Below are 26,920 nucleotides of genomic sequence, written 5' to 3'. Positions count from 1 at the left end.
GCTAGCCCTGCTGCGGCTGCGCCTGCTGGGAGGACTTGCCGAACCGGCCCGGATCGACGAAGCCCTGCTGGGTGAACTGGCCGTAACGCGGGCTGTAGATCGGCTTGATGCTCGTCAGCTCCTTGACGAACTTCTCCTGGGCGGCCTGGTCCCGGGCGCCGCCGAGCTGGTTGCGCACCTTGACCGCGCCCAGCTCCGCGCGCAGGTAGCCGCGCGCGTCGGCCGGGCTGACGCCCCTGGCGATCAGGTTGATCTCGGGCGACTGGTACTGGCCCGGGTCCTTGAGCGCGTTGTCGACCTCGCTCTCGCTGACCTGCACGTTGTGCTTGGCCGCAAGCTGCCTGAACGCGCTCTCGTTCGCCATCCGGTAGAGCACGAACTGGGTGACGGGCACCCCGAGCTGCTCGGCCGAGACGTTGGCGCGCTTGAGGGCGGCCTCGTACGCCTGAACGTTCTTGGTCAGGTCGCGGGCCGAGATGCGCTCGCTCCCGACCACGGCCGCGGCTCCGGCCTCCATGGGCGAAGAGCAGGCGGTCAGCGCGGCGAGTCCTACCGCACCGGCGGCCACAGCCACTCGAATCGACTTCACATGCGTCCCTTTCCGAACAAAAACCGCGCTTAGCTTACCCGCGCGGGCTCAAGAAACATCGCCTCGACCAGGTCGCCGCACCATTTGAGCAGATCCAGGTCGCGCAACGGCTGCCCGCCCAGCGGCTTGGTCTTGGGAACCGGCACGAGCAACGTCTCGGCCGCCTGCTTGTAGACCGCCTTCTTGTACAGCCGGTCGAGCCTGACCTGCTGCGACTCCCGCAGCCGCGCCGGGCCGAACTTGATGTTCTGCCCCTGCAGCGTGACGTCGGTGAGCCCGGCCGAGCGCGCCTTGATCCGGAAGCGGGCCACCTCCAGCAGGTTCTCCACCTCCACCGGCGGCTTGCCGTACCGGTCGGTGAGCTCCTCGCGGACCTCGTCGATGTGGATCGGCGCGGTGATGGCCGCGATCCGCTTGTACGCCTCCAGCCGCAGCCGCTCGGAGGTGACGTAGTCGTGCGGGATGTGGGCGTTGATGGGCAGCTCGACCTTGACGTCCTGCTGCTCCTCCTGGACCTCGGCCCCGGACAGCTTGGCCTTCTGCTCCTGCACGGCCTCGGCCATCAGGCGCACGTAGAGGTCGAAGCCGACGCCCGCGATGAAGCCCGACTGCTCGGCGCCGAGCACGTTGCCCGCGCCGCGGATCTCCAGGTCCTTCATCGCGACGTACATGCCCGCGCCCATCTCGGTGTGCTGGGAGATGGTGGCCAGGCGCTCGTGCGCGGTCTCCGTCAGCGGCTTCTCCGGCGGGTAGAGGAAGTACGCGTAACCGCGTTCCCTGCCTCGCCCGACCCGACCCCTGAGCTGGTGGAGCTGGGACAGGCCGTAGTTGTCGGCCCGGTCGACGATGAGCGTGTTGGCGTTGGGCACGTCGAGGCCGGACTCGACGATCGTGGTGGAGACGAGCAGGTCGTACTCGCGTTCCCAGAACCCGACCATGATCTTTTCGAGCTGGTGCTCGTTCATCTGGCCGTGGGCGACCGCGATGCGCGCCTCGGGGACCAGCTCGCGCAGCCGCGCCGCCACCCGGTTGATCGAGGCCACCCGGTTGTGCACGAAGAAGATCTGGCCGTCGCGCATCAGCTCGCGCCGGATCGCCGCCCCGATCTGCTTCTCCTCGTACGGCCCCACGAACGTGAGGATCGGGTGCCGCTCCTCCGGCGGCGTGAGGATCGTGGACATCTCGCGGATGCCGGTCAGGCCCATCTCCAGCGTGCGCGGGATCGGCGTGGCCGACATGGCCAGCACGTCGACCTGCGTGCGCAGGTGCTTCATGGCCTCCTTGTGCTCGACGCCGAACCGCTGCTCCTCGTCGATGATGATCAGCCCGAGGTCCTTGAACCGCACCTCGGGGCTGAACAGCCGGTGGGTGCCGATGACGACGTCGACCGCGCCCGACCGCAGCCCCTCCAGCGTGCCCTTGACCTCGCCGTCGGTCTGGAAGCGCGAGATCGGCCTGATCGCGATGGGGAAGCTGGAGAAGCGCTCGGCGAAGGTGGACATGTGCTGCTGCACCAGCAGCGTGGTCGGCACCAGCACGGCCACCTGCTTGCCGTCCTGGACGGCCTTGAACGCCGCCCGCACCGCGATCTCGGTCTTGCCGTAGCCGACGTCGCCGCAGATCAGCCGGTCCATCGGGACGCCGCGCTCCATGTCGCGCTTGACCTCGTCGATGGCCTCGAGCTGGTCGCCGGTCTCGGCGTAGGGGAAGGCGTCCTCCATCTCGCGCTGCCACGGCGTGTCGGCGCCGAAGGCGTGGCCGGGCGAGGCCATGCGGGCCGAGTAGAGCCTGATCAGCTCGCCGGCGATCTCCTTGACCGCCTTCTTGGCCTTGGACTTGGCCTTGGCCCAGTCGGCGCCGCCCATGCGGTTGAGCGTGGGCGCCTCGCCGCCGACGTAGCGGGTGACCTCGTCGAGCTGGTCGGTGGGCACGTAGAGGCGGTCGCCCTTGGCGTACTCGATGACCAGGTACTCGCGGGTCGCGCCCTGGACCGTGCGCTGGACCATCTCGACGTAGCGGCCGACGCCGTGCTGCTCGTGCACGACGTGGTCGCCGACCTTGAGCTGGAGCGGGTCGACCATGTTGCGGCGGCGCGAGGGCAGCCGGCGCATGTCCTTGGTGGACGCCTTCTGGCCCACCAGGTCGAGGTGGGTGAGCACGGCCAGGCGCGGCGTGATGAAGCCGTGCTCGATCAGGCCGGTCGAGACGTGCACGACCTTGGGCTCGGGCGCCTTGTCCAGGAAACGCTGCAACCTCGCGGGCACGTCGACGCCCTTGAGCAGCTCGACCATGCGCTCGGCCGGCCCGTGGCCCTCGCTGAGCAGCACGACCGCCTTGTCCTCGGCGAGCCAGCCCTTGATGTCGGCCAGCGCCTTGGCGGTGTCGCCCCGGTAGGCCTCGGAGTCATGGGCGTCGAGCTCGACGCCGTTGCCGAACGGCGCCATCGTCCACCACGGCTGGCCCAGCGCGTCGGCGTGGCCGCGGATGTCCTCCAGCGTGCGGAAGGCCGCCGCGCCCAGGTCGATCGGCGCCTCGCCGCCGGCCGCCGCGTTGATCCAGGACGCCTCCAGGAACTCCTGCGAGGTGCGTACGAGCTCTTCGGCCCGGCCCCTGATGCGCTCGGGGTCGCACACGAACACCGCCGACCTGACCGGCAGGTGGTCGAGCAGCAGGTCCATCTCCCCCGCCAGCACCGGCGCGAACGCCTCCATGCCCTCGACCGGAATACCGTCGGAGAGCTGGTCGAGCACCTCGGCGAGGGCCGGATGCTCCTGCGCCAGCTCCCGCGCCCGCGCCCTGACCTCGCCGGTCAGCAGCAGCTCGCGGCACGGCGGCGCGAACAGGCCGTCCTCGGCCGCCTCCAGCGAGCGCTGGTCGGCCACCTTGAACCAGCGGATCTCCTCGACCGTGTCGCCCCAGAACTCCAGCCGCAGCGGATGTTCCTCGGTGGGCGGGAAGACGTCGAGCAGCCCGCCGCGCACGGCCACCTCGCCGCGCTTCTCCACCATGTCGACCCGGTGGTAGCCGTTGGTGACCAGCCGCTCGACCACCTCGTCGAGGTCGGCGTCGTCGCCCGCCTTCAGCCTGATCGGCTCCAGGTCGCCGAGGCCCTTGACGATCGGCTGGAGCAGTGCCCTGACCGGGGCGACCACCACGCCGAGCGGCCCGGCGGCGGTGTCGCCCTTGACCGGGTGCGCCAGCCTCCGCAGCACGGCCAGGCGCTGGCCCACGGTGTCGCTGCGCGGCGAGAGCCGCTCGTGCGGCAGCGTCTCCCAGGCCGGGAAGACCGCGACCGAGCTCGGCTCGACGAGGCTCGTCAGCGCCGCCGCCAGGTCCTCGGCCTCCCGGCCGGTGGCGGTGACGGCCAGCACGGTGCGCTGATCGTGCGCGGCCAGCGCGGCCACGCCGAACGGCCGCAACGCCGAGGGCGCGATCAGTGAGACGTCGCCGCCCTCTTCGAGCGCGGCGGTCAGCTTCGGGTCGGCCCCGGCCCCCAGGGCCACAAGGTCAAGCAGTCCGGAAAGACTCATCAGATACGCCCACAGCCCCACGACGGCAACACAACTACCCCCGGCCGGGTCAGGTCGCGGGGGTCTCCACCCAGCCTACTCGGGGTGCGGCACCCGGTAACCGGGGACCGACGGCCAGCGTACGGTGAGCACCACCGACTCCTCCTCGGCGACCCACGAGTGGTCCACGCCCTTGCCCCAGACCACGTAGTCGCCGGGCTCGGCCAGCAGCACGCCGCGCCCCGGCAGCTCCACCCGGAACCGGCCGCTGATCAGGACGAGCAGGGCGGTGCGCTGCTCACCCCTGACCCACTGGGCACGCTCGTCGCCCGCCGGGTGCACGCCCCACTTGATCTCGACTTCTTCACTGTGCCTTGGGTCGCCGAAGGGTTTGAAGTGACCGAGCAGCCAGCCACGGTCGCCGGCCGCGTCGATATTGGCGTTCCCCACGTAAACCTGCCCGTCCACGGGGCAGGACGCTAGCAGGGAAGTGCGTAACCGAGACGACTCGATTGATTACTGTAGGTGACATGTCTGAGGTGCGATCAGTCGCCCAGCGAGGCGACCTCTTCGGTCAACGGATCCGCGAGCACTGGGCCGGGCGGTTCAGCCGGCGGCTCGACCTACTCGTCGCGGGGTGCGCCCACGACGAGCCGCTCGACGTCGAGCCGCTGGAGGCCAGGGCCACGGGCGCCGACGAGGACCACCCGGTCATCAGAGACGTCGTGGAGGAGCGCGCCGACCTGGTGGCCTGGTCGCTCGGCGACCTGCGCTGCGTGCCGCTCCAGCACCGCGCCTACGACGTGATCCACCTGTCGTTCCTGCTCGAACGCGTCCAGCACGCCGAGCTGGTGTTCGACCGCCTGCTCCAGTCGCTGCGCCCCGGCGGCCTGGTGCTGCTGCGCATGCGCGACAGGAAGTCGGCCTACGGCCTGCTCGACCGCCTGACGCCGTCATGGCTGCGCCGGGCGTTGTGGCGCACGCTGGTCGCCCCCGGCACGCCGGGCCCGCTGCCCGTCGTCTACGAGCCGCTGGCCTCCAGCGACGGCATGCACGCCTTCTGTCTCAGCCGCGGTCTGATGATCACCGACGACGAGCGCCGGATCAGCGGCCCGGCCCGCGCCGGCCGGCTCGGCGCCGCCGCCGTCGCGCTGGTCGACCGGCTGAGCGGCGGGCGCTACCCCGCCTCCCACGACGAGATCACGATGGTGATCAGGAAGCCGCAGCATCACTTCGCCCGGCTGCTCTAGCGACAGGACGGTCCGAGCGACTAGACTCCTTTCCTACCAATTCAATCGGAATAGTTGGGATGTCGGAACCGTGGAGTGGACCCCGGACGCGCACGAGCTGGCCGACCTTGAGCTGCTGCTGTCCGGGGCGTTCGAGCCGCTGACCGGCTTCCTGGGCCACGACGACGTGCACGCCGTGCACGAGCGCGGCACGCTCGCCGACGGCACTCCCTGGCCCGCGCCGGTCACCCTCCACCTGCCCGCCGAGGTCTCGCCCGGCGACGAGGTGCGGCTGCTCGACCCCGAGGGCCTGCCGCTGGCCGTGCTCACCGTGACCGCGCGCGAGGCCGACGGCCTGACCTCGGGCCCGCTCAAGGCGCTCGGCGCGCCCGAGCACGGCCCGTTCGCCCGCCTGCGCCGCACGCCCGCCGAGGTCAGGGCCGAGCTCGGCGGACGGCCCGCGCTGGCCGTCACGATGCGCGGGCCGCTCGACGACCTCACCGAGATCACCGCCACCGCGAAGGAGCTCGACGCGGTGATCGTGCTGCTCCCCCTCTCGTACGGCGAGGCGGGCCCCGGCGTCGTCCGCGCCGCGCTGCGCGCCAAGGCGCACCTGCCGGAGGGGACCGTCGTGGTCCCGGTCCCCCTGGCGCCGCGCGCGGAGCCGGAGATCGACCTCGAACTGCGCGAGCACGTCGCCACCGCCTACGGCGCCACCGAGCACTACGCGGGCCCCGAGCCCGTCACACTCCCCGGCCCGCCCCACCGCCGCGGCCTGGTCGTCTTCTTCACCGGCCTGTCCGGCTCGGGCAAGTCCACCATCGCCCGCGGCCTGCGCGACGCCCTGCTGGAGCTCGGCACCCGCACCGTCACCTACCTCGACGGCGACGTCGTGCGCCACCTGCTGTCCAAGGGCCTGACCTTCTCCAAGGCCGACCGCGACCTGAACATCCGGCGCATCGGCTTCGTCGCGGCCGAGGCCGCCCGCCACGGCGGCCTGGCGATCTGCGCCCCCATCGCCCCCTACGCCGCCACCCGCGAGGAGGTGCGCGAGACGGTCGAGTCCGTCGGGGCCGACTTCCTCCTCGTGCACGTCGCCACGCCGCTGGCGGAGTGCGAGCGGCGCGACCGCAAGGGCCTGTACGCCAAGGCCCGCGCCGGCCTGATCCCCGAGTTCACCGGCGTCTCCGACCCCTACGAGGAGCCGGACGACGCCGACCTGGTGATCGACACCACGCACATCTCGATCGAGGCGGCCGTCTCCCAGGTCCTGGGGGCGCTGCAGTCCGGAGGGTGGGTACGTTGATCGACTTCGCACTGGTCGCCGGGTCCTTCGTCGTCGCCATCGTGGTCGGCCTGACCGGCATGGGCGGCGGGGCCCTGATGACCCCGATGATGATGTTGTTCTTCAACGTCCCGCCGCTGGCCGCGGTCTCCAGCGACCTGGTCGCCTCGGCCGTCATGAAACCGGTCGGCAGCGTCGTCCACCTGCGGCGGGGCACGGTCAACCTGCGGCTGGTCGGCTGGTTGTGCGCCGGGTCGGTGCCGGCCGCGTTCTGCGGGGTGTTCCTGGCGCGCGCGTTCGCCGTGACCGACGCGGTCAAGTACGCGCTGGGCGTGGCGCTGCTGCTGGCCGTCGTCGGCATGGCGGTCAAGGGCTGGCTCGGCGCGCGGGGCGGCTCGTCGAGCACCCACGAGATCGTCGTGCGCCCAATTCCGACCCTACTGGTCGGTACGGTAGGCGGACTGGTGGTCGGCGTCTCCTCCGTGGGATCGGGGTCGCTGATCATCGTGGCCCTGCTCGTGCTCTATCCGGCGCTCAAGGCCAACCAGCTCGTCGGCACCGACCTGGTGCAGGCCGTGCCCCTGGTCACGTCGGCCGCGCTCGGCCACCTGATGTTCGGCGACTTCAAGCTGGAGCTCACGCTCTCGCTGCTGATCGGCTCGATCCCCGGCGTCTACCTCGGCGCGCGGATCTCCTCACGCGCCCCGGGCGGGCTGATCAGAGCCCTGCTGGCGATCGTGCTGCTCGCCTCGGCGCTCAAGCTCCTGGACGTGAACAACACCCTCACCGTCGCCCTCCTCGCCCTCGCCTCGGCCGTCACCGTCGTCGGCTGGAGGGTGCGAGGGAGCGCCGTCGCCTGGAGGAGCGGCGGGAGCGCAGCGACCACAGCGGGGGAAGGCGGCGGCATGAGGCGACCGAGCCCGCCGCACGAAGTGCGGCCATGAACACCGCGAGGGAGCGCCGTCGCCTGGAGGAGCGGCGGGAGCGCAGCGACCACAGCGGGGGAAGGCGGCGGCATGAGGCGACCGAGCCCACCGCACGAAGTGCGGCCATGAGCCCTGCTAGGGCCGCGGCACGCGGGTCGAGCGGAAGTAGCGGTCGCGGGCCAGCTGGGTGAAGGCACGGGCCGCGCCCGGGTCGGAGTCGAAGCTCGTGTTGCCGCGCGGCGCCTGCGGCGAGTCGAAGTACAGCAACGCCTTGATCTGCGGATACCGCTTGATCTGTCTCAGCACCGACTCGAAGAAGCGCCGTTTGAAGGCCCGGTCGGCCGGCCGCTCGAACACCCCCCACTCGGCCACCATGACCGGCTTGCCAGGGAAGCGGGCCTGCATCCACCGGTAGAACCCCGGCCAGCGCCCGTACTCCTTGCGGGTCTTGTTCACCAGCCCGTCGAAGTCGTGCACCCGGTCGTCGGCGTACGGGTCCATGGCCACCCAGTCGACCACGTCGTCACCGGGGTAGAGATCCTCGAACCAGGGCTTGGCCGCCCAGTTGGGCGCTCCCATGTACGTCATGACCGTCACGGCGTTCTTGACCCCGCGCTCGCGCAGCCTGAGCACGACGTGCCGGTACATCGCCGCGTAGTCGCCGGCCTGCATGCCCGACCCCGAGCGGGCGTCCACGTCGTTCTCCGGCTCGTGGTGGAGGGTGAGGAAGAAACGTTCGGGGAAGGTGCGCCTGAGGTAGTCGGCCAGGCGGTCGATCCGCCGGTCGAGCGCGCCGTCGGCGATGTCGGCCCAGGTGCGGTCGAGCGACGGCTTCCAGTTGATCATGAGGAGCCTGGGGCGGCCCGGGTCGCGGGCCAGGCCGATCTCCTGCGGGGTGGGGAACAGCTCGCTGCCGCGATGGTAGACGTGCAGCACGTCGGCGCCGACGCCCATGCGCGACTCGGCCCCGCGCAGCGCCTCGGCCACGGGAGCGCCGGTGAAGACCTCGGGCGCCACGCCCCACCAGGCGCCGCAGGAGGGGATGAGCCTGGCGGTGACCGCGCAGGAGGGCGCGCCGGCCAGCTCGGCCGTGCTGGTGTCGACCCGGGCGGGCGCGCCCTCGGCCGTCGAGCAGGCGGCCAGGAGGGCGAGCACCGCGCAGGTGATTGCGGTTTTCGTCGCGAAATGAGAAAAGCCCCGAAGCTGCAACGCCTTCCAACCCCCTTGTCGACGGACCCCCGCCTATCAAACCTGAACCTTGCCATGCCATTCCTCGAACTTCAGCCAGTGTGCTCGTCTGCCCAGGTCACAGCACCAGACCCGCCACCCGCATTTTCTGGAAATATCCATTTAAAAAGGGGCATCTTCGCGGCCGTACCGGAAAAAATCTTCAGTATTCGACTTGGGTAATATCCGTCCGGCCTATAGTGGGCGCACACTGCGCCGAGTGACGCAGCGTTGCCCACCCGCGACAGCGCGCATCCCCCTCCAGGAGACCGTCCCCATGAGCCCGTCGCCGGACCTCCAGGCGCGCCGCCCGGGCGCCGACCTGGACGAGCATCTCTCCCTGCTGCGCAGGCGGTGGCTGCTCCTCGTCGGCTGCGTCGTGGTCGGCGGCACCGCCGGGCTCGCCCTGCTGCGGGCCACCCCGCCGGCCTACACCGCGATCACCCAGGTCCTGGTCACACCCGTCGACGGTCAGGATCAGGGCAACCAGGTGAGCAACCGGCAGCGCGAGCCGCTCAACCTCGACACCGAGGCCCAGATCGCCCAGTCGGCGGTGGTCTCGGCGCGGGTCGCCCAGGCCCTGCGGATCACCGCGCCGCAGCCGGTCGAGGTCTCCGTCCCGCCCAACTCGGCCGTGTTGTGGGTCTCGGTGACCGACGCCGATCCCGTGGCCGCCGCCGCGCAGTCCCGGGCCTACGCCGACGCCTACCTGGCCAACCGGCGCGAGAGCGCGCAGGCCGCGATGGCCGAGCGGCAGCAGGCGGTGCTGGCCAAGCTCAAGCAGGTCGACGCCGGCCTCGACGCGGCCATCAAAGAGGTCGGCCGCCTGCCCAAGGGCAGCGCCGAGCACGCCATCGCCACCCAGCGCCAGAGCGTGCTCAACCGGCAGGCCGCCAGCCTGACGCTCAAGTACGACGCGCTGCGCACGGTCGCGGTGACCCCCGGCTCGGTCATCAGCGAGGCGCTGCCGCCGACCCGGCCCAGCTCCCCCAGCCTGCCGCTCCACCTCGGCACCGGCCTGATGGCCGGCCTGCTGCTCGGCGCGGCGGCGGCCTACGCCCGCGACCGGCTCGACACCCGGCTGCGCACGGCCGCCGACGTCGAGCGGCTGACCGGGCTGCCCGTGCTGACCGACCTGTCCGCCTCCCGCGAGCACGGCGTGCTGCACGAGCTGGCCTGCGCCGTGGTCGCGGCCTGCCCCGGCAAGCGGCTGCTGGTGCGCTCGCTGCCCGCCGACCTCTACGCCTCCTCGCTGGCCGAGCCGCTGGCCATCAGCGCGCCGCTGTCGGTGCTCGACGGCTCCGACGTCCGCGACCTGGCGCGGGCCGACGCGGCCCTGCTGCTGGTCGGGCTGGGCCGGGTCACCTCGCCGGAGGTGACGGCGGCCGCCCGCCATCTGGAGCGGCACGACGTGCCGGTCGTGGGCGTGGTGACGGCGACCGACGCGGTGCCGGAGTTCGTCCCGCTGCTGGAGCCGCGTACCCACACCTCGCTCGGCAAGCTCGTCGCCACCGGCGAGCTGGAGGTGAGCCTGGCGGCCGAGACCACGCCCATGCAGTCGTTCCACCACCGGCAGCGCAAGCAGACGTGACAGGACCAGCCTGGCCGATCGCGGCGCTCCTGCTCGGCTACCCGATCTGGTGGGCGCTGGGGTTCGGCGGCCTGTCGGTGATCGTCCTGGCCGTGCCGATGGCGGTGATCCTGTGGCGGCGCCGGCCGGTCCGGGTCCCCCACGGGTTCGGCCTGTGGCTGCTGCTGCTGGCCGGCTACCTGCTGAGCGCGATGATGCTGGACGAGCTGCCGCCCGGCACGTACGGCGGGTTCAGCACCGGCCGCCTGATCGGCTGGGCCATGCGCCTGGCTCTGTACGTGTCCGTCCTGATCATGGTTCTCTACCTGGGCAACCTGACCGAGCGCGAGCTGCCGCAGCTGCGCCTGGTGCGCTGGCTCGGCGTGCTGTTCCTGACGACGGTCGCCGGCGGCCTGCTGGGCGTCCTGGTCCCGCACTTCGCCTTCACCTCGCCGGTCGAGCTGCTGCTGCCCGGCTGGATCAGCGAGAACTCCTTCGTCCAGAACCTCATCCATCCCACGGCCGCCCAGACCCAGAAGGTGCTCGGCTACTCCTCGCCCAGGCCGGAGGCGCCCTTCGAGTGGGCCAACGCGTGGGGCAGCAACGCGTCGGTGCTGCTGATCTGGTTCGTCGTCGGCTGGTGGACGTACGGCGGGCGGGGCCGCCGGGTGCTGGCGGTGCTGGTGATCGCCCTGGCCGCGATCCCGGTCGTGTACTCGCTCAACCGCGGCCTGTGGATCGGGCTCGGGCTGGCCGTGGCGTACCTGATCGTGCGGGTGGCCGGCCGGACCAGGATCGTGTTGTGCGGGGCGGTGGCCGCCGGGCTGATGGTGTTCGCCCTCAGCCCGCTGGCCTCGGTGTTCGCCCAGCGGCTGGACAAACCGCACTCCAACGACGTCAGGGCCTTCACGATGACCGCCACGGTCGCCGCGGCCCGCCACTCGCCGGTCATCGGCTACGGCAACACCCGCAACTCGCTCGGCAACCACCGCTCGATCACCACGGGCAAGACCCAGTGGTGCGCGGCCTGCGGGCACCCGCCGCTCGGCAGCGACGGGCAGCTCTGGCTGCTGCTGATCACCCAGGGCTTCACCGGGGCCGCCCTCTACGTGGCCTTCTTCCTCGGCGCCATCCGCCGCCACTGGGCCGACCGCTCCCCGATCGGGCTGGCCGGGGTGCTGGTGATGGGTCTCGTGCTGCTCTACATGTTCGTCTACGACGGCCTGGTGACGCCGCTGAGCCTCTATCTCATCTCGTTCGCCCTGCTGTGGAGAAACGCATGAAGGACGCCTCCGCGCGGCTCGGATACCTCCACGAGACCGTGCGCCTGCTGTTCCCGGGTACGGGGTCGCCGCGGCCGTACTCGGTGCTGCCGCACCGGGTGCTGCCCCGCCGGCTGGCCCCGCGGCGCTGGTGGCACGTGGGGGGCGCGGTCACCGTGCCGCTGGAGGGGTCCGTCGCGGCCTACCTGGGCGAGGTCTTCGACGCGCCCGTGGAGACCGTGCTGCACGTGCGTCCGGCGTTGCGGCCCAACCGCAAGCCCGTCCTGGAGGTTCGTACCGGGGGCGGCTGCTGGCGTACGTGAAGGTCGGCGACAGCCCGCTCGCCCGCGAGCTGGTCGGCCGCGAGGCGGCCGCGCTGCGCGGGCTGGCCGCGGCGCCGCTGAAGACCGTCGTCGTGCCCGACGTGCTGCACCACGGCGAGTGGCGCGGCCTGCCCGTGCTGGCGCTCTCGCCGCTGCCGGTACGGCGCGGCCGGGTCCGCCCGGCCCTGCTGCACGCCGCGATCATGGAGATCGCCGCCACCGGCGGCCCGGTGCCGGCCTGGCACGGCGACCTGTCCCCGTGGAACATCAGCCCGTCCGCCGACGGCCGGCTGCTCGTCTGGGACTGGGAACGGTACGAGACCGGCGTCCCCTACGGTCTCGACGCCGCGCACCATCTCTTCCAGCGGGCGCTGCGCAGGATGGACCCGCCCACGGCGGCCCGCGCCTGCCTGGCCAGGGCGCCCCGCGAGCTGGCCCCGCTCGGCCTGTCGTCGGCCGAGGCCAGGCGGACGGCGCTGCGCTACCTCATCGTGCTGGCCGACCGGCACGCCGCCGACGGCCACTGCCCGCTCGGGCCGCCCGAGACCTGGCTCAACCCGGCCGTCGACCACGAGGAGCTGCTGCCATGAGGACGCTGAAGCGGCCGGTGTTGTCCTTCTCGCGCCTGGCGGGCCGGTTCACGTCGAGCGCGCGGGTGCTGCCGTCGTTCCTGATCGTGGGGGCGCAGCGGTGCGGCACCACCTCGCTCTACCGGGCGCTGGCCCAGCACCCGCTGCTGCTCAAGCCCGTCCTGCACAAGGGGGTCCACTACTTCGACGTCGGCTACCACCGGCCGATGGCCTGGTACCAGGCGCACTTCCCGCTGCGTGCGGGCGCGGCGCTGCTGGCCCACCGGTACGGCGGCCGCACCCAGGCGTTCGAGTCGTCCCCCTACTACCTGTTCCATCCGCTGGCCGGTGAGCGGATCGCCGCCGACCTGCCTGGGGTCAAGCTGATCGTCCTGGTCCGCGACCCGGTCGAGCGGGCCTGCTCGGCCCACGCCCACGAGCTGGCCAGGGGCTTCGAGTCCGAGTCGCACCTCGAATCCGCCCTTGAGCTGGAGGCCGGGCGGCTGGCCGGGGCCGAGGAGAGCCTGCGCGTGTCGCCGTTCTCCGAGCACCACTCCCACCGCCACCACGCCTACCTGGCCCGCGGCCGGTACGCCGACCAGCTCGACCGCCTCGAACCGCTCTTCGGCCGCGACCGCGTCCTGGTGCTCGACAGCCACCGGTTCTTCGCCGAGCCCGAGACCGCCTACGACCGCGTGCTGGAGTTCCTGACGGTGCCGCACCTGGGCTATCCGGCGTTCGAGCGGCACAACGGCCGGCCGCTGCCCCGGCCCGTGCCCCGGGTACTGGAACGGGCGCTCAGGGACCATTTCGAGCCCTACGACGCGCGGCTGACGCGCTGGCTGGGCGGTGAGCCGTCGTGGCGCCGGTGATGGTCCGGCGCGGGATCGCCGGGCTGACCGGGGCCGGGGTGAGCGCGCTGGCGCAGTTCCTGGTGGCCGTGGTGGTGACCAGGACGTTCAGCCCGGCGCAGGCGGGGGCGTTCTTCAGCGTGACGGCCCTGGCCCTGATGGCGGCCGGCATCGCCAAACTGGACGCTGGGAACGGGCTGGTGTACTTCATCGCGCGGGCCAAGACGTACGGCTATCGCGGTATCTCCGGATATTTCCGGGCGGCCATGGTGCCGTGCGCGCTGGCCGCCTGCGCGGCCGGGGTGCTGCTGGAGCCGCGCATCGGGCTGCTGGCCTGGGCCCTGCCGGTCATCGTGCTCGGCGACATCGCGCTGGCCGCCACCCGCGGTTTCGGCTCGATGCGGCCCACCGTGCTGCTGGACGGCGTGCTGCTGCCCGCCGCGCAGCTCGTGCTCGTCACCTGGGCGGCGCTCGCGCACGCGCCGCAGTGGCTGCCGGCGGCCTGGGCGCTGCCCTTCCTGCCGCTGCTCGTCCTGGCCCTCGCCGACCTGCGCGGACGGGCGCCGCGCACGCCGTACCTGCCGGGGACCGGGCGTGACCTGTGGCGGTACACCGCGCCGCGGTCCGCCGCCGGCGCCATCCAGGCGGTGTTCCAGCGGCTGGACATCGTGGTCGTCGCCCTGCTCGGCGGACCGGCCCAGGCCGCCGTCTACACGGCCGCCACCCGGTTCCGGGTCGTCGGGCAGCTCGCCAACCAGGGGCTGGCGCAGGCCGTCCAGGAGCGGCTGGTCCGGGCGCTCGCCGACGGGGAGCTCGGCCGGGCGCGCGAGCTGTACCAGGCCACCACGATCTGGCTGGTGCTGCTGACCTGGCCGGTGTGGCTGGGCTACGCCGTCCTCGCGCCGTGGCTGCTGCGCGTCTTCGGTCCCGCGTACGGCGCCGCCGCCCCCATCGCCCTCGTCCTGGCCGGGACCATGCTGGTGGCCACGGCCTGCGGCATGGTCGACGTCGTCCTGACGGCCGCCGGCCACACCCTGGCCAGCCTGCTCAACCTGCTGGCCGCGGTCGCCTGCACGGTCGCGCTCGACGTGGCCCTGATCCCCTCCCAGGGGGCGTTCGGCGCGGTCGTCGGCTGGTCGGCCGGGGTGATCGTGAAGAACCTGTTGCCGTTGTGGCAGCTCCACCACCGCTACGGCCTGCGCCCGTTCGGCCGCCACACCCTGCCCGCCCTGCGCCCGCGCACCTGGGCGGCGGCCGCGTGAACACGCCCGTCCTGGTCACCGGCCTGCCCAGAAGCGGCACGAGCTGGGCGGGCAAGATGCTCACCGCCGGGGGCGGCCTGGTCTACGTCAACGAGCCGCTCAACCCGCAGCACCCGCCCGGCCGCTGCCCCGGCGTGCTGCGGGCCGAGGTCACCCACCGGTTCCAGTACATCTGCGACGACAACGCCGCCGACTTCCTGCCCGCCTTCCGCGACACGGTCGCCCTGCGCTACCACTGGCTCGCCGAGTTGCGCGCCAACCGCTCCCCCTACGACCTGGCCCGTCTGGCGCGCTACGGCACCGCGTTCGCGTTCGGCCGCCTGAGCGGGCGCCGGGCGCTGCTCGACGACCCGTTCGCGGTGTTGTCGGCTCATTGGTTCGCCCGGCGGCTGGGTTGCGCGGTCATCGTCCTCGTCCGTGATCCGGTGTCGTTCGTGGCCAGCTGGCGCCGTCTCGGGTGGCGGTTCGACGTCGGCGACCTGGTCGGCCAGCCGCTGCTCGTCCGCGACCATCCCGGCCTGCTGGAGCTGTGCCCGCTGCTCGGCTCCGCCGACGACCTGGCCACCATCGCGGCCCTGTGGCGGGCCGCGCGGACGGTGCTGGCCGCCACGCCCGGCGTGCTGGTCGCCTCGTACGAGTCGCTGGCCGAGGATCCGGTCACCGGCTTCCGGCGTCTCTACGCCCATGCGGGCCTGCCGTGGTCACCGTCCGCCGAACGCCGGATCGTCCGGGCCTGCACCACGCCGTCCCGCCGGTCGGCGGCGTTCGCGTGGTCGGGGCTGTCCCGGACGGCCTTCCGTCCGATGGACTCCCGTCACGCCCTGGCCACGGCGGCCCGGGGTCTCACCCCTCAGGAGGCGGACCGCGTCCGGGCCCTCACCGCCTGAGCCTGGTCAGCAGGCAGCCGGCGAGCAGGCGTACCGCGAAGGGGAGATCGTCCACGAGGTAGCGCCGCGCCAGCCGTCCGGGCTCGCTCATCAGCCGGAACGCCCACTCCAGCCCGGCCCGCCGCATCCAGCGCGGCGCCCGCTGGACCGTGCCGGCGGCGAAGGCGATGGCCGCCCCGCAGCCCACGAACCACGCCTGCGGCAGCTCCTCGCGCAGCTCGGCGATGAGCAGGTCCTGCCGGGGGAAGCCCAGCCCGACGAACACCAGGCGGGGCCGCGCCGCGACCACCCGGCGCCGCACCCGCTCCCGCCCCTCCGCCGTTTCGTCGAAGTGGTACGGCGGCGCGTGCACCCCGGCCACCTTCAGCCCGGGACGGCAGCTCCTGAGCTCGTCGGCGGCCAGCTCGGCCACCCCCGGCGGCCCGCCGAGCAGGTACACCGGCCAGTTGCGGGCCGCGGCCATCTCGCTGAGCGACCAGATCAGGTCGGCCCCGGTGACCCGTTCGGGCAGCGGGGTGCCGAGCAGTCTGGCCGCCCACACCAGCGGCATGCCGTCGGCCACCACGATCTCGGCCGAGCCCACGAGCTCCTGGAGGGCGGGGTCGCGGGCGACGGCCCGGCAGATGTCGACGTTGGGCGTCACGATGCGACCGCCCCTGCCTGCCGCGGCCTCCGCCGCCACCCAGCGCACCACGTCGGCCTCGGTGACGACGTCCAGCCCGACGCCGCCGACCCGCACGCGCTCCCCCGCACGCCTCCGGCGACCGGCCTCGGCGGGCCCGCGGCCCGCCGGTCGCTCGGGCGGGAGGTTGCGGGCGGCCCCCGGCTCGGAGCCACGGGCCCGGCCGGCCACGGGCCCGGCCGCGCGGGTCCACGCGGACTCGGCGGCATGCCCGGCCCCGGACGCGTGGGTCCGGGCGGACGCGGACTCGGCGGCATGGCCGCGGGCGGTCGCCGGGTCGGCAGCGGGATTCGGGGTGGGCGGGCGCTGGACGGGGACGGCGGGAATGCGGGTCCTGGGCGGGGTCATATGCCGTGCCCCCGTCCGTGCAGCAGCCCGAGCACGGTCGCGGCCGGGACGATCCCCGCCGCGACGGCCAGCGCGATCGGCGCCCGCGGCTCACCCGGCCGCGCCCCGAACGCGCGCAACGCCCACCGGACCGCCGCGCGCCGCCGCCCGAGCGCCGCGTACGCGAAGGCGAGCTGGCCGTAGACCCGCGCCGCGCCGCGCCGGTCGGCGGCCAGCTCGGGATGGCGGTCGAGCATCCAGTCGAGCCCCGCGATCCGGTCCGCCCAGCGGGCCGCGTAGTAGGACGACCCACCCCACCGCACGCGGACGAGCGGCCGGTCTACGTGCGTGATCGGCCGCCGCCGGGCCGCGCGCAGGGCCAGGTCCCAGTCCTCGTTCTGGCCCCCGGGGGCGCTCTCGTCGACCCACAGGGCCCCGCGCCGGAACAGGAACGTCGAGGAGTGCACCATCACCATGCGCGACCGCAGGAGGTCGGCCGTGGTCACCGAGTCGGCGCCCGCGAGCCTGGCCACCCGGCGCCGCCCGTGCTCGACCTCGATGGCGCAGCTCGCGAACTCGCCACCGGCGGCGGTCAGCGCCCGCACCTGGGCGGCGAGCTTGCCCGGCAGCCACAGGTCGTCGTCGTCGCAGAAGGCGACGAGATCGGTGTCGAGAGCCGCGATGCCGGTGTTGCGCGCTCCAGGAAGCCCAGGGGTACGCCGGTTGGCCAGGACGGGCACGCCCAGCTCCGGCCCCGGGCGCCCGCGCCCCCCGTCGTCGACCACGACCACGACGAGCCGCCCCGGATAGTCCTGGGCCAGCACCGCCGCCACCGCCTCGCGCAACAGCTCGGGCCGGTCGCCGCAGGTCGGGATCACCACCCCCACGGACGGCAACGCGCTCACGCGGCGACCTCCCGGTAGCCGTACCGGACGCGGAGGGGCCAGGTGAGCGCGGTGACCAGCCGCCGGTCGCGGACGGGCAGCGCAGAACGCCACGAGTCGTCGCACCGCAGCCTGATCCCCCCGACCTGGAAACGCATCGGATTGCCGGACGCGGTGTGCGCGGGCCCGAGCCGCGCCGTCGTGCCCTCCAGGAACGGCAGGCCGGGAACGTCGAGCCCGAGGAAGCCGGCCAGCGCGGTCAGCGTGGGCCCCGGGTCGGCGACCAGGTCTTCGTAGCGCACCCGGGTCACGCGGGCCCCCTGGCGGGCGAGGAGCTCAAGACCGGCGTTCTGGGCCGTCCAGTGGAGGGACGTGCGCAGCGGCCCCCAGCGGGTCATGGGACGCCCGTCCTCGGGCCGTTCGACGGTCCTGCGCCAGGAGTGGGCCACCGCCCGCGGATCCCGGACGACGTGCACGACGCGGACGTCCATGCCGGCCGCGACCAGGCAGTGGGCGAGGGAGGCGTGCTTGCTGGAGTCGATCACGACGGGCGCGCCGGTCGCCTCGTAGACCCTCCGGTAGGCCCGCGCGTACTCGGCCAGGTCGGGATGCGCGATGCGCCCCATCCGGTGGGTGCGATCGACCCGCTGCCGCAACGTGAGCATCCGCTCGGCCAGCGACGGCCGCCACCCGCCGAACGCCGCCCGGCCCACCTGCCGCCAGAAGTCGCAGGCGGCGAAGGCCGCGCCGCAGCCGCACGGCTCTCCGGCCAGCACGCCCCTCGACCACAGGTGGACCACCTCGCCGAGCGCCACCACGCCGGGCAGCTCGGCGAGCAGTCGCTCCAGCAGAGTCGTGCCACTACGGCCGAGGCCCCCGAGGAAGATCACTCGGGTGGCGGATGCGCGGTCGGTCACAGGGGGAGGGCCTTCACGTCGCCAACACGGAACGCGACGACCCTAGCGCGGAGGGTAATCAGAGGGTCAGGAAACCCCGCAAAGATCTACCGAAACGGCGAACGGCCCGGCGTGGTGTCGCCGGGCCGTTCGGAACGCTCAGCTGGCGTCGATGATCATGCCGGCGCCGACCGTGCCGTTGGTGGCCTCGTCCACGAGGATGAAGCCGCCGGTCAGCCGGTTGCGGGCGTAGTCGTCGACGAACAGCGGCTGGGTGACCCGCAGCGAGACCCGGCCGATCTCGTTCAGGCCGAGGGAGGTGGCCTGCTCGTCCCGGTGCAACGTGTTGACGTCGAGCCGGTAGTGCAGGTCGCGCACCAGCGCCCGCGCCGTACGGGTGGTGTGCTTGATCGTCAGCTTGGTGCGCGGGGTCAGCTTGAGGCTGTCGGCCATCCAGCAGACCATGGCCTCCAGCTCCTGGGCCGCGTGCGGCTGGTTGTTGGGCCTGGCGATCATGTCGCCGCGCGAGATGTCGAGGTCGTCCTCGAAGCGCAGCGTGACCGACATGGGCGGGAACGCCTCCTCCACCGGCCCGTCGAACGTGTCGATCGAGGCGATCCGCGTGCTCAGCCCGGACGGCAGGTGGGTCACCTCGTCGCCCGGCTTGAGCACCCCGCCCGCGACCTGGCCCGCGTAGCCGCGGTAGTCGTGGAAGGCGTGGTCGGTGGCCTTCTGCGGACGGATCACGTACTGGACGGGGAAGCGCACGTCGACCAGGTTGCGGTCGGAGGCGATGTGCACGTTCTCCAGGTGGTGGAGCAGGGAGGTGCCGAGGTACCAGGGCATGTTCTCCGAGCGCGAGACGACGTTGTCGCCGTTGAGCGCGGAGATCGGGATGAACGTCAGGTCGCTCACGTTGAGCTTGGAGGCGAAGGAGGTGAACTCCTCCCGGATCTCCTCGAAGCGCTCCTGCGAGTAGTCGACCAGGTCCATCTTGTTCACGGCCAGCACCAGGTGCGGCACGCGCAGCAGCGAGGTCAGGAACGCGTGCCGGCGCGACTGCTCCAGCACGCCCTTGCGCGCGTCGATGAGGATGATCGCCAGGTCGGCCGTGGAGGCGCCGGTGACCATGTTCCTGGTGTACTGGATGTGCCCGGGCGTGTCGGCGATGATGAACTTGCGCTTGGGCGTGGCGAAGTAGCGGTAGGCCACGTCGATCGTGATGCCCTGCTCGCGCTCGGCCCGCAGGCCGTCGGTCAGCAGCGACAGGTCGGTGTACTCGGTACCGCGGTCGCGGGAGGTACGCTCGACCGCTTCGAGCTGGTCCTCGAAGATGGCCTTGGAGTCGAAGAGCAACCGTCCGATGAGGGTGGACTTGCCGTCGTCGACGCTTCCCGCGGTGGCAAAGCGAAGAATGTCCATCAGAAGTAGCCCTCTCGCTTGCGGTCCTCCATGGCGGCCTCGGACGAGCGGTCGTCGGCCCTGGTGGCCCCCCGCTCGGTGATCCGGGTGGCCGCGATCTCCTCGATGATCTCCTCGACCGTGGCGGCCGTGGACTGCACGGCGCCGGTGCAGGTCATGTCGCCGACCGTGCGGTAGCGCACGACGGCCTCGAACAGCGGCTCGTCGTCGCCGCGGGACACGACGTCGGAGTCGGGCAGCAACATGCCGTCGCGCTCGAACACCTTGCGGGTGTGCGAGAAGTAGATGGACGGGATCTCGATGCCCTCACGCCGGATGTAGTCCCAGATGTCGAGCTCGGTCCAGTTGGACAGCGGGAAGACCCGGATGTGCTCGCCCTTGCGGATGCGGGAGTTGTAGAGGTTCCACAGCTCGGGGCGCTGGTTCTTCGGGTCCCACTGGCCGAAGTCGTCGCGGAAGGAGAACACGCGCTCCTTGGCGCGGGCCTTCTCCTCGTCGCGCCTGGCCCCGCCGAAGACGGCGTCGAACTCGTGCTCCTCGATCCCGTCGAGCAGCGTGGTGGTCTGCAGGCGGTTGCGCGAGGCGCGCCGGCCGGTCTCCTCGACCACCCGGCCGCTGTCGATCGACTCCTGCACGCTGGCCACGATCAGGCGCGCGCCCAGCTCCTCGGAACGGCGGTCGCGGAACTCGATGACCTCGTCGAAGTTGTGCCCGGTGTCGACGTGCATCAGCGGGAACGGGATGGCCGCGGGCCAGAACGCCTTCTCCGCGATGCGGAGCATGACGATCGAGTCCTTGCCGCCGGAGAAGAGCAGACACGGCCGCTCGAACTCCGCCGCCACCTCGCGCATGATGTGAATGGCCTCGGCTTCGAGTACGTCGAGCTGCGACGTCGTGTAGTCGCGCTGGAGCATGGGCGCTTCCTCCGGCGGTTAGCGATGCAGGTCCCGAATTCCGGCGAGCAGGGATGTCGCCAGCTCCGGTAGGGAAACCAGGATATCCGGTAGTGAGGGGTCGGCTTGGTTGTAGGTCAGCTCCGAGCCGTCGACGCGGCTGGCGAACGCCCCGGCCGCCTGCGCGACGGCGACGGGGGCCGCGGAGTCCCACTCGTACTGGCCGCCGGCGTGCACGTACGCCTCGACCTCGCCGGTGAGCACCGCGGAGATCTTCGCCCCCGCCGATCCGATCGGCACGAGGTCGGCCCCCAGCAGGTAGGCCAGCTTCTGGACGAACTCCGGCGGCCGGGTGCGGCTCACCGCGATACGGAAGCGGCCCTTCTCGAAGGCGGGAAGGGCCGGCGGCTCGGCGGTGGTCAGCGTACGGCCCTGCGCGGGCAGCGCCACTGCGCCCGCGGTCAGCTTGCCGCGCTCCCACAGCGCGACGTGCACGGCCCAGTCGGCCCGGCCCTCCTCGGCGAACTCGCGCGTGCCGTCGAGGGGATCGACGATCCACACGCGCTCGGCGCCCAGCCGGCGCGGGTCGAGCCGCTCCTCGCGGGTGGCCTCCTCGGACAGGACACTGTCACTGGGACGCAACCGTGCCAGCGCCTCCATGAGGAACACGTGCGCGGCCCGGTCGCCCTCCGCGCGCAGCGCGGCGGAGTCGCCGAACCCGGTCTGCTCGCGGACCCGCAGCAGCCTCTCGCCAGCTTCCGTCGCCAGGTCGCCGGCCACGGCGTGGTCGTCGCGAATCGTCATCAATATGCTCCTTGCCCGCGGGCGACGGCCGACCAAGTCTTCCACAGGATCTGGAGGTCCAGCGTGAGGGACCAGTTCTCCACGTAACGCAGGTCGAGACGGACGGATTCCTCCCACGATAGGTCAGATCGCCCGCTCACTTGCCACAGCCCGGTCAGCCCCGGACGCACCAGAAGCCGTCTGCGCACGTCGTCACCGTAGCGCGCCACCTCCTCCGGAAGCGGCGGACGGGGGCCGACCAGCGACATGTGTCCGAGGAGCACGTTGATGAGCTGGGGCAGCTCGTCGAGGGAGTGGCGGCGCATCAGCGTGCCGAGCGGCGTCACGCGCGGATCGTTGCGGATCTTGAACAGCACGCCGTCGTGGTCGCTGACGAGAGTGATCTTCTGCTGCTCCGAGCCGCGCCGCATGGTACGGAACTTCAGGATCGTGAACGGCCTGCCGTCTTTGCCGACCCTGGTCTGGCGGAACAGCGCGGGCCCCGGGCTCGTGCCGCGTACGGCCACGGCCAGGACCGCCAGCAGCGGCGACAGCAGCACCAGCAGCGCGGTGGCGACCACGCGGTCGAAGACGTTCTTGACCAGTTGCCGGGCGCCGGTCAGCTCGGGGTGCTCGACGTGCAGCAGCGGCAGCCCGGCGGCCGGCCGGATCATCGTGCGCGGGCCGGCGACGTCCATCAGGGCGGGGGCGACCACCAGCTCGGTGTGGGTGCGCTCCAGCCGCCAGGCCAGCCGGCGCAGCGCGTCGCCGTCCATCTCGGGGCAGGCCAGCACCGCCACGGTGTCGGCGCGCACCTGGTCGACGACCAGCGGCACGTCGCCGAAGTCGCCCACGACGGGCACCTCGGTCAGCACCCCGGGCGGCTCGCCGTAGGGCAGGCAGGCGGCCACGACGTCCATGCCGTGGTGGCGCTCCCTGCGGAAGAGGTGGACCAGCTCGGCGATCGAGGCCGGATGGCCGACCGCGACCACGCGGCGCATGCAGGCCCCGGCCGCCCTGCGCCGGTTGAGCGAGCGCCGCAGCAGGTAGCGGGTGACCAGCGTGAGCAGCGTGACCAGGGGCAGCGCGAGCACGACGTAGCCGCGGGCGACGTCGGTCTTGGTGACGTACGAGCCGATCGCGGTGGCCGCGGTCAGCGCCACGCCGGCGTGCACGACGCGGCGGAACTCCTCGGAGCCGACGCCGATCATGCGCGGCTCGTAGGCCCGGTTGAGCGCGACCGCGCAGACCCACACCCACGGCAACGCCACGCTGACCAGCAGGTACGGCAGCACGTAAGGGGTGAACCCGCCGAACCTGCCGCAGAAGGCGGCGGCGGACCCGATGCCCGCCCCGCACAGATCACCCACCACGGCACGGAACCGGTAGGAACGCATCCACGCCGGAGTCACCGGGCTGACCCGCCACGAGAGGGCCTCGCCGGACTTCACGGGCTCTCCTGCCTCACTCCGTGAGGCGGCCTCGGTCGCCAAATGCCGTCTTCCCCCGCTCCGCTCCCGCCGTCGCTCCGGGCGGTGGCACGCACGCCTCTGTGTGCCCGTTCCCGAACGGACAGTCACCGATGCTAGCCGCGCCTGCACCGCGACAGGCGGCGAACGGTTCTATGCGGCGATCAGCGCGGAGGGCCGGAAATGTGCAGATCAGCCCGGTGGAAGTCGTTCTGGGTGGCTTCCAGGCCACGTGCCATGAGCGACTCGACGACGTCGGCGCCCCGGTCGACGAGGAAGGGCAGATCCTTGCGCTCGACGGTGGCGAAGTCGCGGAGCACGAAGGTGGCCGGGTCCATGCGGCCGGGCGGCCGGCCGATGCCGAAGCGCACCCTCAGGTAGTCGCGGGTGCCGAGGACCTTGGTGATGGACTTGAGCCCGTTGTGGCCGTTGTCGCCGCCGCCGAGCTTGGCGCGCAGCGCGCCGTAGGGGACGTCGAGCTCGTCGTGGACGACGATCAGCCGGTCGGGGCCGATCTTGTAGAAGTCGGCGAGCGCCTTGACCGGCCCGCCCGACAGGTTCATGTACGTCAGCGGCTTGGCCAGCACGGCCGCCCGCGTCTCCAGCACCTCGGACCTGCTCTTGTGCGCCTTGAAGCGCCCGCCGGCCCGCGCGGCCAGCTCGTCGAGCACCATGAAGCCCGCGTTGTGCCTGTTACCCGCGTATTCGGGCCCCGGATTGCCCAGTCCGACGATCAGCCAGCGGTCCATGTGCGCTCCCCTTACAGCGGAACGGGGGCGGCCTCGCGCCACCCCCGTTTTCGCGGTACGTGCTTACTCGGCGGCAGCCTCGGCGCTCTCGCCCTCGCCCTCGCCCTCGGCGGTCTCGCCCTCGGCGGCCTCCGCGGCCTCCGCGGCGGGCTCCTCGGTCGGCTTGGCGATGACGTGGAGGACCACGGCCTCGGGGTCGGCGGCCAGCGTGGCGCCCGACGGCAGGTTGAGCTGCGCGGCGGTGATCACGGTGCCGACCTCCATGCCCTCGACGTCGACCTCGACGCCGGTCGGGATGTGGGTCGCCTCGGCCTCGACGGCCACCGAGACGAGCTGCTGGTCGAGCAGGCCCTCGGAGTTGACGTCGCCGGTCGTGGTGACCGGGATCTCGACGGTGACCTTCTCGCCGCGCTTGACCAGGAGCAGGTCGACGTGCTCGACGAAGCCCTTGATCGGGTCGCGCTGGACACCCTTGGGCAGGGCCAGCTCGTCGACGCCATCACCCTGGAGGCGGATCAGCACGTTGGGCGTGCGGAGGGCGAGCAGCACCTCGTGACCGGGCAGGGTCAGGTGCTTGGGGTCGATGCCGTGCCCGTAGAGGACGGCGGGCACCTTGTCGGCGCGGCGGATCTTGCGGGCGGCGCCCTTGCCGAACACCGTGCGCGACTCGGCGGCGATACGTACTTCAGACACGACATCTCCTAGGGATGCAGAGATCGGATTGTGGCGCGCTCCCCCTCACCCGCCCTAGCGGAAGGCGTTACGAGCGCAACCCGTACAGCTTACTCGCTCAGGTGTCGCCCTCGAACAGGCTCGTGACGGAGCCGTCGGTGAAGACCTCGGTGACGGCGCGGGCGATGAGCGGCGCGATCGAGAGCACCGTCAGCTTGTCGAACCGCTTGGCCTCCGACAGCGGCAGCGTGTTGGTCACGATGACCTCGGAGATGCGCGAGTTCTTCAGCCGGTCGACGGCGGGGTCGGAGAAGACCGCGTGGGTGGCGGCGACGATGACGTTGGTCGCGCCCTGCTCGTAGAGGGCGTCGGCGGCCTTGCAGATCGTGCCGGCGGTGTCGATCATGTCGTCGATCAGCACGCAGGTGCGGCCGCTGACCTTGCCGACGACCTCGCTGACCTTCACCGAGTTGGCCACGTCGAGGTCGCGGCGCTTGTGGATGAAGGCCAGGGGCGTGCCGAGGGTGTCGGCCCAGCGCTCGGACAGGCGGACGCGGCCGGTGTCGGGCGAGACGACGGTCGTGTTCTCCAGGTCGAGCTTGTTCTTCAGGTAGCTCTCCAGCACCGGCATCGCGAACAGGTGGTCGACGGGACCGTCGAAGAAGCCCTGGATCTGCGAGGTGTGCAGGTCGATCGACATGAGCCGGTCGGCGCCGGCGGTCTTGAACAGGTCGGCCATCAGCCGGGCCGTGATGGGCTCGCGGCCGCGGCCCTTCTTGTCCTGGCGGGCGTAGCCGAAGAACGGCATGACCACGGTGATGCGCTTGGCCGAGGCCCGCTTGAGCGCGTCGACCATGATGAGCTGTTCCATGATCCACTTGTTGATGGGACCGGTGTGGCTCTGGATCACGAACGCGTCGCAGCCGCGGACGGACTCCAGGTAGCGGGCGTAGATCTCGCCGTTGGCGAAGTCGATCAGTTTGGTGGGGGTGAGGGAGACGCCGACGTGCTCGGCAACCTCTTCGGCCAGCTCTGGATAGGCCCGGCCGGAGAAGAGCATGAGGTTCTTCTCGCCCGGCTGTTTGATGCTGGTCACTGTTCGTTCTCCTGCTGTGCTCGCTCGGCCAGCGCCCGTTCGGCGGCGGCGGCCGACTTGGTGCCCGCGCGCTTGCGCAGGACCCATTTCTCGATGTTGCGCTGTCGCGCCCTGGCCACGCCCATCGCCCCTGGGGGTACGTCGCTGACGATCACGGATCCGGCCGCGGTGTTGGCGCCTTCGCCGATCGTCACGGGGGCGATGAGCATGGTGTCGCAGCCGACGAACGCGCCGTCGCCCACGGTGGTGTGGTGTTTGTCGACCCCGTCGTAGTTGACGAAGACGGTGGAGGCGCCGATGTTGACGTCTTCCCCGATGGTGGCGTCGCCGGCGTAGGTGAGGTGGGGCACCTTGGAGCGCTCGCCGACCTTGGTGTTCTTCATCTCGACGAACGTGCCCGCCTTCGACCTGCGGCTGAGCACGGTGCCGGGGCGCAGGTAGGCGTAGGGGCCGACGTTGGCCTCGGGGCCGATCTCGGCGTTGTCGCAGACCGCGTTGCGCACGACGGCGCCCTCGCCGACGCGGGTGTCGGTCAGCGTGGTGGCCGGGCCGACCTCGGCTCCGGCGCCGATGACCGTGCGGCCGTGGAGCTGGGTGCCGGGATGGACGACGGCGTCGGGCCCGATCTCGACGCCCACGTCGACCCACGTGGTGGCCGGGTCGACGACGGTGACGCCGGCGCGCATGTGCTGCTCCAGCAGCCGCTGGTTGAGCACCTTGCGGGCGAAGGCGAGCTGGACGCGGTCGTTGACGCCCTCGACCTCGACGTAGTCGGCGGCCACGCAGGCGCCGACCCGGTGACCGTCGCCGCGCAGGATGCCGAGGACGTCGGTGAGGTACTCCTCGCCCTGGGCGTTGTCGGTGGACACGCGCTTGACGGCGTCGGCGAGCAGCAGGCCGTCGAAGGCGTAGATGCCGGAGTTCATCTCCTTGATCGCGCGCTGCTCGTCGTCGGCGTCCTTCTCCTCGACGATCTCCAGCACGGCGCCGGAGGGGTCGCGGACGATCCGGCCGTAGCCGGTCGGATCGGGTACCTCGGCCGTCAGCACGGTGACCGCGTTGCCGTCGGCGGCGTGCTTGGCGAGCAGCGTGGCGAGGGTGCGGGCCTGCATGAGCGGCACGTCGCCGTAGGTGACCAGGATCGTGCCGGCGATCGTGCCGACCTCTTCGAGCACGGTGCGGACGGCGTGGCCGGTGCCGCGCTGCTCACGCTGGACGACGGCGCGCGCGTCGGGGCTGGTGGCGGCCAGATGACCGCCGACCTGTTCGAGCGCATGGCCGATGACCACGATGAGCCGCTCGGGATCGAGGTCGCGGGCGGCGGCGAGCATGTGGTCGACCAGCGCGCGGCCGCACAGCTCGTGGAGGACTTTCGGGGTCTGGCTCTTCATCCGGGTGCCCTCGCCCGCGGCGAGGACGATGACGGCTGCCGGGCGCGGCACACTCACGGACTGAGACTCCCTGTGACTGGACGGATCAGGGTCGTCGGCGCGGCTACCGCGCCGCAACCCCCCGACACCGTGAGGATACCTGCCCGGTTCGTAACTCTCTCGCGCGG

General features: G+C 72.0%; 24 protein-coding genes and 1 pseudogene. 10 read left to right on the top strand and 15 right to left on the bottom strand.

The window, feature by feature from the left end; all coding sequences use genetic code 11:
- Position 1 precedes the first annotated feature (1 nt).
- From ACNF49_RS09775 to ACNF49_RS09765, 3 genes and pseudogenes are all read right to left on the bottom strand, one after another.
- A pseudogene (locus ACNF49_RS09775) lies at positions 2–595 on the bottom strand (SurA N-terminal domain-containing protein); the annotation flags it as partial.
- Between the two features lie 23 nt (positions 596–618).
- Positions 619–4,119: a transcription-repair coupling factor gene (mfd, locus tag ACNF49_RS09770; RefSeq protein ID WP_357974760.1), complete on the bottom strand. Its 3,501-nt coding sequence runs from the start codon at positions 4,117–4,119 to the stop codon at positions 619–621.
- A 75-nt stretch (positions 4,120–4,194) separates the two neighbouring features.
- Positions 4,195–4,566, bottom strand: coding sequence for a cupin domain-containing protein (locus tag ACNF49_RS09765; RefSeq protein WP_357974763.1), 372 nt, complete (start codon positions 4,564–4,566; stop codon positions 4,195–4,197).
- Positions 4,567–4,628: 62 nt separating this feature from the next.
- Between ACNF49_RS09765 and ACNF49_RS09760 the strand changes: the two genes are divergently transcribed.
- From ACNF49_RS09760 to ACNF49_RS09750, 3 genes are all read left to right on the top strand, one after another.
- Positions 4,629–5,348, top strand: a complete 720-nt coding sequence (locus ACNF49_RS09760) for a methyltransferase domain-containing protein (RefSeq protein WP_357974766.1) — start codon at positions 4,629–4,631, stop codon at positions 5,346–5,348.
- A 70-nt stretch (positions 5,349–5,418) separates the two neighbouring features.
- Positions 5,419–6,633, top strand: a complete 1,215-nt coding sequence (gene cysC, locus ACNF49_RS09755; protein WP_357974769.1) for an adenylyl-sulfate kinase — start codon at positions 5,419–5,421, stop codon at positions 6,631–6,633.
- Positions 6,630–7,556 (top strand): sulfite exporter TauE/SafE family protein, encoded by a 927-nt coding sequence (locus ACNF49_RS09750; protein ID WP_357974772.1) that lies wholly within the window; start codon positions 6,630–6,632, stop codon positions 7,554–7,556. Before cysC ends, ACNF49_RS09750 begins: the two co-directional genes overlap by 4 nt.
- A 117-nt stretch (positions 7,557–7,673) precedes the next feature.
- On the opposite strand, the gene ACNF49_RS09745 is transcribed toward ACNF49_RS09750, so the two are convergent.
- On the bottom strand, positions 7,674–8,693 hold the full coding sequence (locus tag ACNF49_RS09745) for a glycoside hydrolase family 26 protein (RefSeq protein ID WP_482943483.1): 1,020 nt from the start codon (positions 8,691–8,693) through the stop codon (positions 7,674–7,676).
- A 349-nt stretch (positions 8,694–9,042) separates the two neighbouring features.
- Here ACNF49_RS09745 and ACNF49_RS09740 point away from each other — a divergent pair, with 349 nt between their 5' ends.
- Genes ACNF49_RS09740 through ACNF49_RS09710 form a run of 7 tightly spaced genes read left to right on the top strand, consistent with a single transcriptional unit; the run spans position 9,043 to position 15,489 of the window.
- Positions 9,043–10,356 (top strand): Wzz/FepE/Etk N-terminal domain-containing protein, encoded by a 1,314-nt coding sequence (locus tag ACNF49_RS09740; protein WP_357974778.1) that lies wholly within the window; start codon positions 9,043–9,045, stop codon positions 10,354–10,356.
- A complete protein-coding gene (locus tag ACNF49_RS09735; protein WP_357974781.1) occupies positions 10,353–11,618 on the top strand; it encodes a hypothetical protein in 1,266 nt (421 codons plus the stop codon). The genes ACNF49_RS09740 and ACNF49_RS09735 overlap by 4 nt, the downstream gene beginning before the upstream one ends.
- Positions 11,615–11,920, top strand: coding sequence for a hypothetical protein (locus ACNF49_RS09730; RefSeq protein ID WP_482943482.1), 306 nt, complete (start codon positions 11,615–11,617; stop codon positions 11,918–11,920). The genes ACNF49_RS09735 and ACNF49_RS09730 overlap by 4 nt, the downstream gene beginning before the upstream one ends.
- Positions 11,917–12,510, top strand: coding sequence for a hypothetical protein (locus ACNF49_RS09725; protein ID WP_482943481.1), 594 nt, complete (start codon positions 11,917–11,919; stop codon positions 12,508–12,510). The genes ACNF49_RS09730 and ACNF49_RS09725 overlap by 4 nt, the downstream gene beginning before the upstream one ends.
- Positions 12,507–13,361, top strand: coding sequence for a sulfotransferase (locus ACNF49_RS09720; protein ID WP_357974787.1), 855 nt, complete (start codon positions 12,507–12,509; stop codon positions 13,359–13,361). Before ACNF49_RS09725 ends, ACNF49_RS09720 begins: the two co-directional genes overlap by 4 nt.
- On the top strand, positions 13,349–14,602 hold the full coding sequence (locus tag ACNF49_RS09715) for a lipopolysaccharide biosynthesis protein (RefSeq protein WP_482943480.1): 1,254 nt from the start codon (positions 13,349–13,351) through the stop codon (positions 14,600–14,602). The genes ACNF49_RS09720 and ACNF49_RS09715 overlap by 13 nt, the downstream gene beginning before the upstream one ends.
- On the top strand, positions 14,599–15,489 hold the full coding sequence (locus ACNF49_RS09710; RefSeq protein WP_357974793.1) for a sulfotransferase: 891 nt from the start codon (positions 14,599–14,601) through the stop codon (positions 15,487–15,489). Before ACNF49_RS09715 ends, ACNF49_RS09710 begins: the two co-directional genes overlap by 4 nt.
- On the opposite strand, the gene ACNF49_RS09705 is transcribed toward ACNF49_RS09710, so the two are convergent.
- From ACNF49_RS09705 to glmU, 11 genes are all read right to left on the bottom strand, one after another.
- Positions 15,479–16,519, bottom strand: coding sequence for a WecB/TagA/CpsF family glycosyltransferase (locus tag ACNF49_RS09705; RefSeq protein ID WP_482943479.1), 1,041 nt, complete (start codon positions 16,517–16,519; stop codon positions 15,479–15,481). The genes ACNF49_RS09710 and ACNF49_RS09705 overlap by 11 nt on opposite strands.
- The gene (locus ACNF49_RS09700) at positions 16,516–17,403 is read right to left on the bottom strand and encodes a glycosyltransferase family 2 protein (RefSeq protein ID WP_482943478.1); all 888 of its coding nucleotides are present in this window, start codon (positions 17,401–17,403) and stop codon (positions 16,516–16,518) included. Before ACNF49_RS09700 ends, ACNF49_RS09705 begins: the two co-directional genes overlap by 4 nt.
- Positions 17,400–18,299, bottom strand: a complete 900-nt coding sequence (locus ACNF49_RS09695) for a sulfotransferase (protein ID WP_482943477.1) — start codon at positions 18,297–18,299, stop codon at positions 17,400–17,402. Before ACNF49_RS09695 ends, ACNF49_RS09700 begins: the two co-directional genes overlap by 4 nt.
- Positions 18,300–18,437: 138 nt before the next feature.
- A complete protein-coding gene (cysN, locus tag ACNF49_RS09690) occupies positions 18,438–19,700 on the bottom strand; it encodes a sulfate adenylyltransferase subunit CysN (protein ID WP_357974804.1) in 1,263 nt (420 codons plus the stop codon).
- Positions 19,700–20,614: a sulfate adenylyltransferase subunit CysD gene (cysD, locus tag ACNF49_RS09685; protein ID WP_357974807.1), complete on the bottom strand. Its 915-nt coding sequence runs from the start codon at positions 20,612–20,614 to the stop codon at positions 19,700–19,702. The genes cysN and cysD overlap by 1 nt, the downstream gene beginning before the upstream one ends.
- Before the next feature lie 18 nt (positions 20,615–20,632).
- Positions 20,633–21,397 carry a 3'(2'),5'-bisphosphate nucleotidase CysQ gene (locus ACNF49_RS09680; protein ID WP_357974810.1) on the bottom strand — a complete coding sequence of 255 codons (765 nt, stop codon included), beginning with the start codon at positions 21,395–21,397 and terminating at the stop codon, positions 20,633–20,635.
- Positions 21,397–22,773 (bottom strand): sugar transferase, encoded by a 1,377-nt coding sequence (locus ACNF49_RS09675; protein WP_482945505.1) that lies wholly within the window; start codon positions 22,771–22,773, stop codon positions 21,397–21,399. The genes ACNF49_RS09680 and ACNF49_RS09675 overlap by 1 nt, the downstream gene beginning before the upstream one ends.
- A 236-nt stretch (positions 22,774–23,009) precedes the next feature.
- Complete coding sequence (pth, locus tag ACNF49_RS09670) at positions 23,010–23,594, bottom strand: aminoacyl-tRNA hydrolase (protein ID WP_352321980.1); 585 nt, start codon at positions 23,592–23,594, stop codon at positions 23,010–23,012.
- Positions 23,595–23,657: 63 nt separating this feature from the next.
- The gene (locus tag ACNF49_RS09665) at positions 23,658–24,287 is read right to left on the bottom strand and encodes a 50S ribosomal protein L25/general stress protein Ctc (protein ID WP_482943476.1); all 630 of its coding nucleotides are present in this window, start codon (positions 24,285–24,287) and stop codon (positions 23,658–23,660) included.
- Between the two features lie 97 nt (positions 24,288–24,384).
- Complete coding sequence (locus ACNF49_RS09660) at positions 24,385–25,362, bottom strand: ribose-phosphate diphosphokinase (protein ID WP_352321976.1); 978 nt, start codon at positions 25,360–25,362, stop codon at positions 24,385–24,387.
- Complete coding sequence (gene glmU, locus ACNF49_RS09655) at positions 25,359–26,810, bottom strand: bifunctional UDP-N-acetylglucosamine diphosphorylase/glucosamine-1-phosphate N-acetyltransferase GlmU (protein ID WP_357974819.1); 1,452 nt, start codon at positions 26,808–26,810, stop codon at positions 25,359–25,361. Before glmU ends, ACNF49_RS09660 begins: the two co-directional genes overlap by 4 nt.
- Between the last annotated feature and the right edge of the window lie 110 nt (positions 26,811–26,920).

The organism is Actinomadura sp. ATCC 39365, assembly GCF_054392275.1.
This window is presented reverse-complemented; position numbering and strand designations above follow the sequence as displayed.

Coding starts and splice junctions, on each gene's coding strand:
- cysN (WP_357974804.1), bottom strand. CDS start 19,700: ATGGACATTCTTCGCTTTGCCACCGCGGGAAGCGTCGACGACGGCAAG.
- ACNF49_RS09740 (WP_357974778.1), top strand. CDS start 9,043: ATGAGCCCGTCGCCGGACCTCCAGGCGCGCCGCCCGGGCGCCGACCTG.
- ACNF49_RS09680 (WP_357974810.1), bottom strand. CDS start 21,397: ATGACGATTCGCGACGACCACGCCGTGGCCGGCGACCTGGCGACGGAA.
- mfd (WP_357974760.1), bottom strand. CDS start 4,119: ATGAGTCTTTCCGGACTGCTTGACCTTGTGGCCCTGGGGGCCGGGGCC.
- pth (WP_352321980.1), bottom strand. CDS start 23,594: ATGGACCGCTGGCTGATCGTCGGACTGGGCAATCCGGGGCCCGAATAC.
- ACNF49_RS09705 (WP_482943479.1), bottom strand. CDS start 16,519: ATGACCCCGCCCAGGACCCGCATTCCCGCCGTCCCCGTCCAGCGCCCG.
- ACNF49_RS09760 (WP_357974766.1), top strand. CDS start 4,629: ATGTCTGAGGTGCGATCAGTCGCCCAGCGAGGCGACCTCTTCGGTCAA.
- ACNF49_RS09720 (WP_357974787.1), top strand. CDS start 12,507: ATGAGGACGCTGAAGCGGCCGGTGTTGTCCTTCTCGCGCCTGGCGGGC.
- cysD (WP_357974807.1), bottom strand. CDS start 20,614: ATGCTCCAGCGCGACTACACGACGTCGCAGCTCGACGTACTCGAAGCC.
- ACNF49_RS09675 (WP_482945505.1), bottom strand. CDS start 22,773: ATGCGTTCCTACCGGTTCCGTGCCGTGGTGGGTGATCTGTGCGGGGCG.
- ACNF49_RS09730 (WP_482943482.1), top strand. CDS start 11,615: ATGAAGGACGCCTCCGCGCGGCTCGGATACCTCCACGAGACCGTGCGC.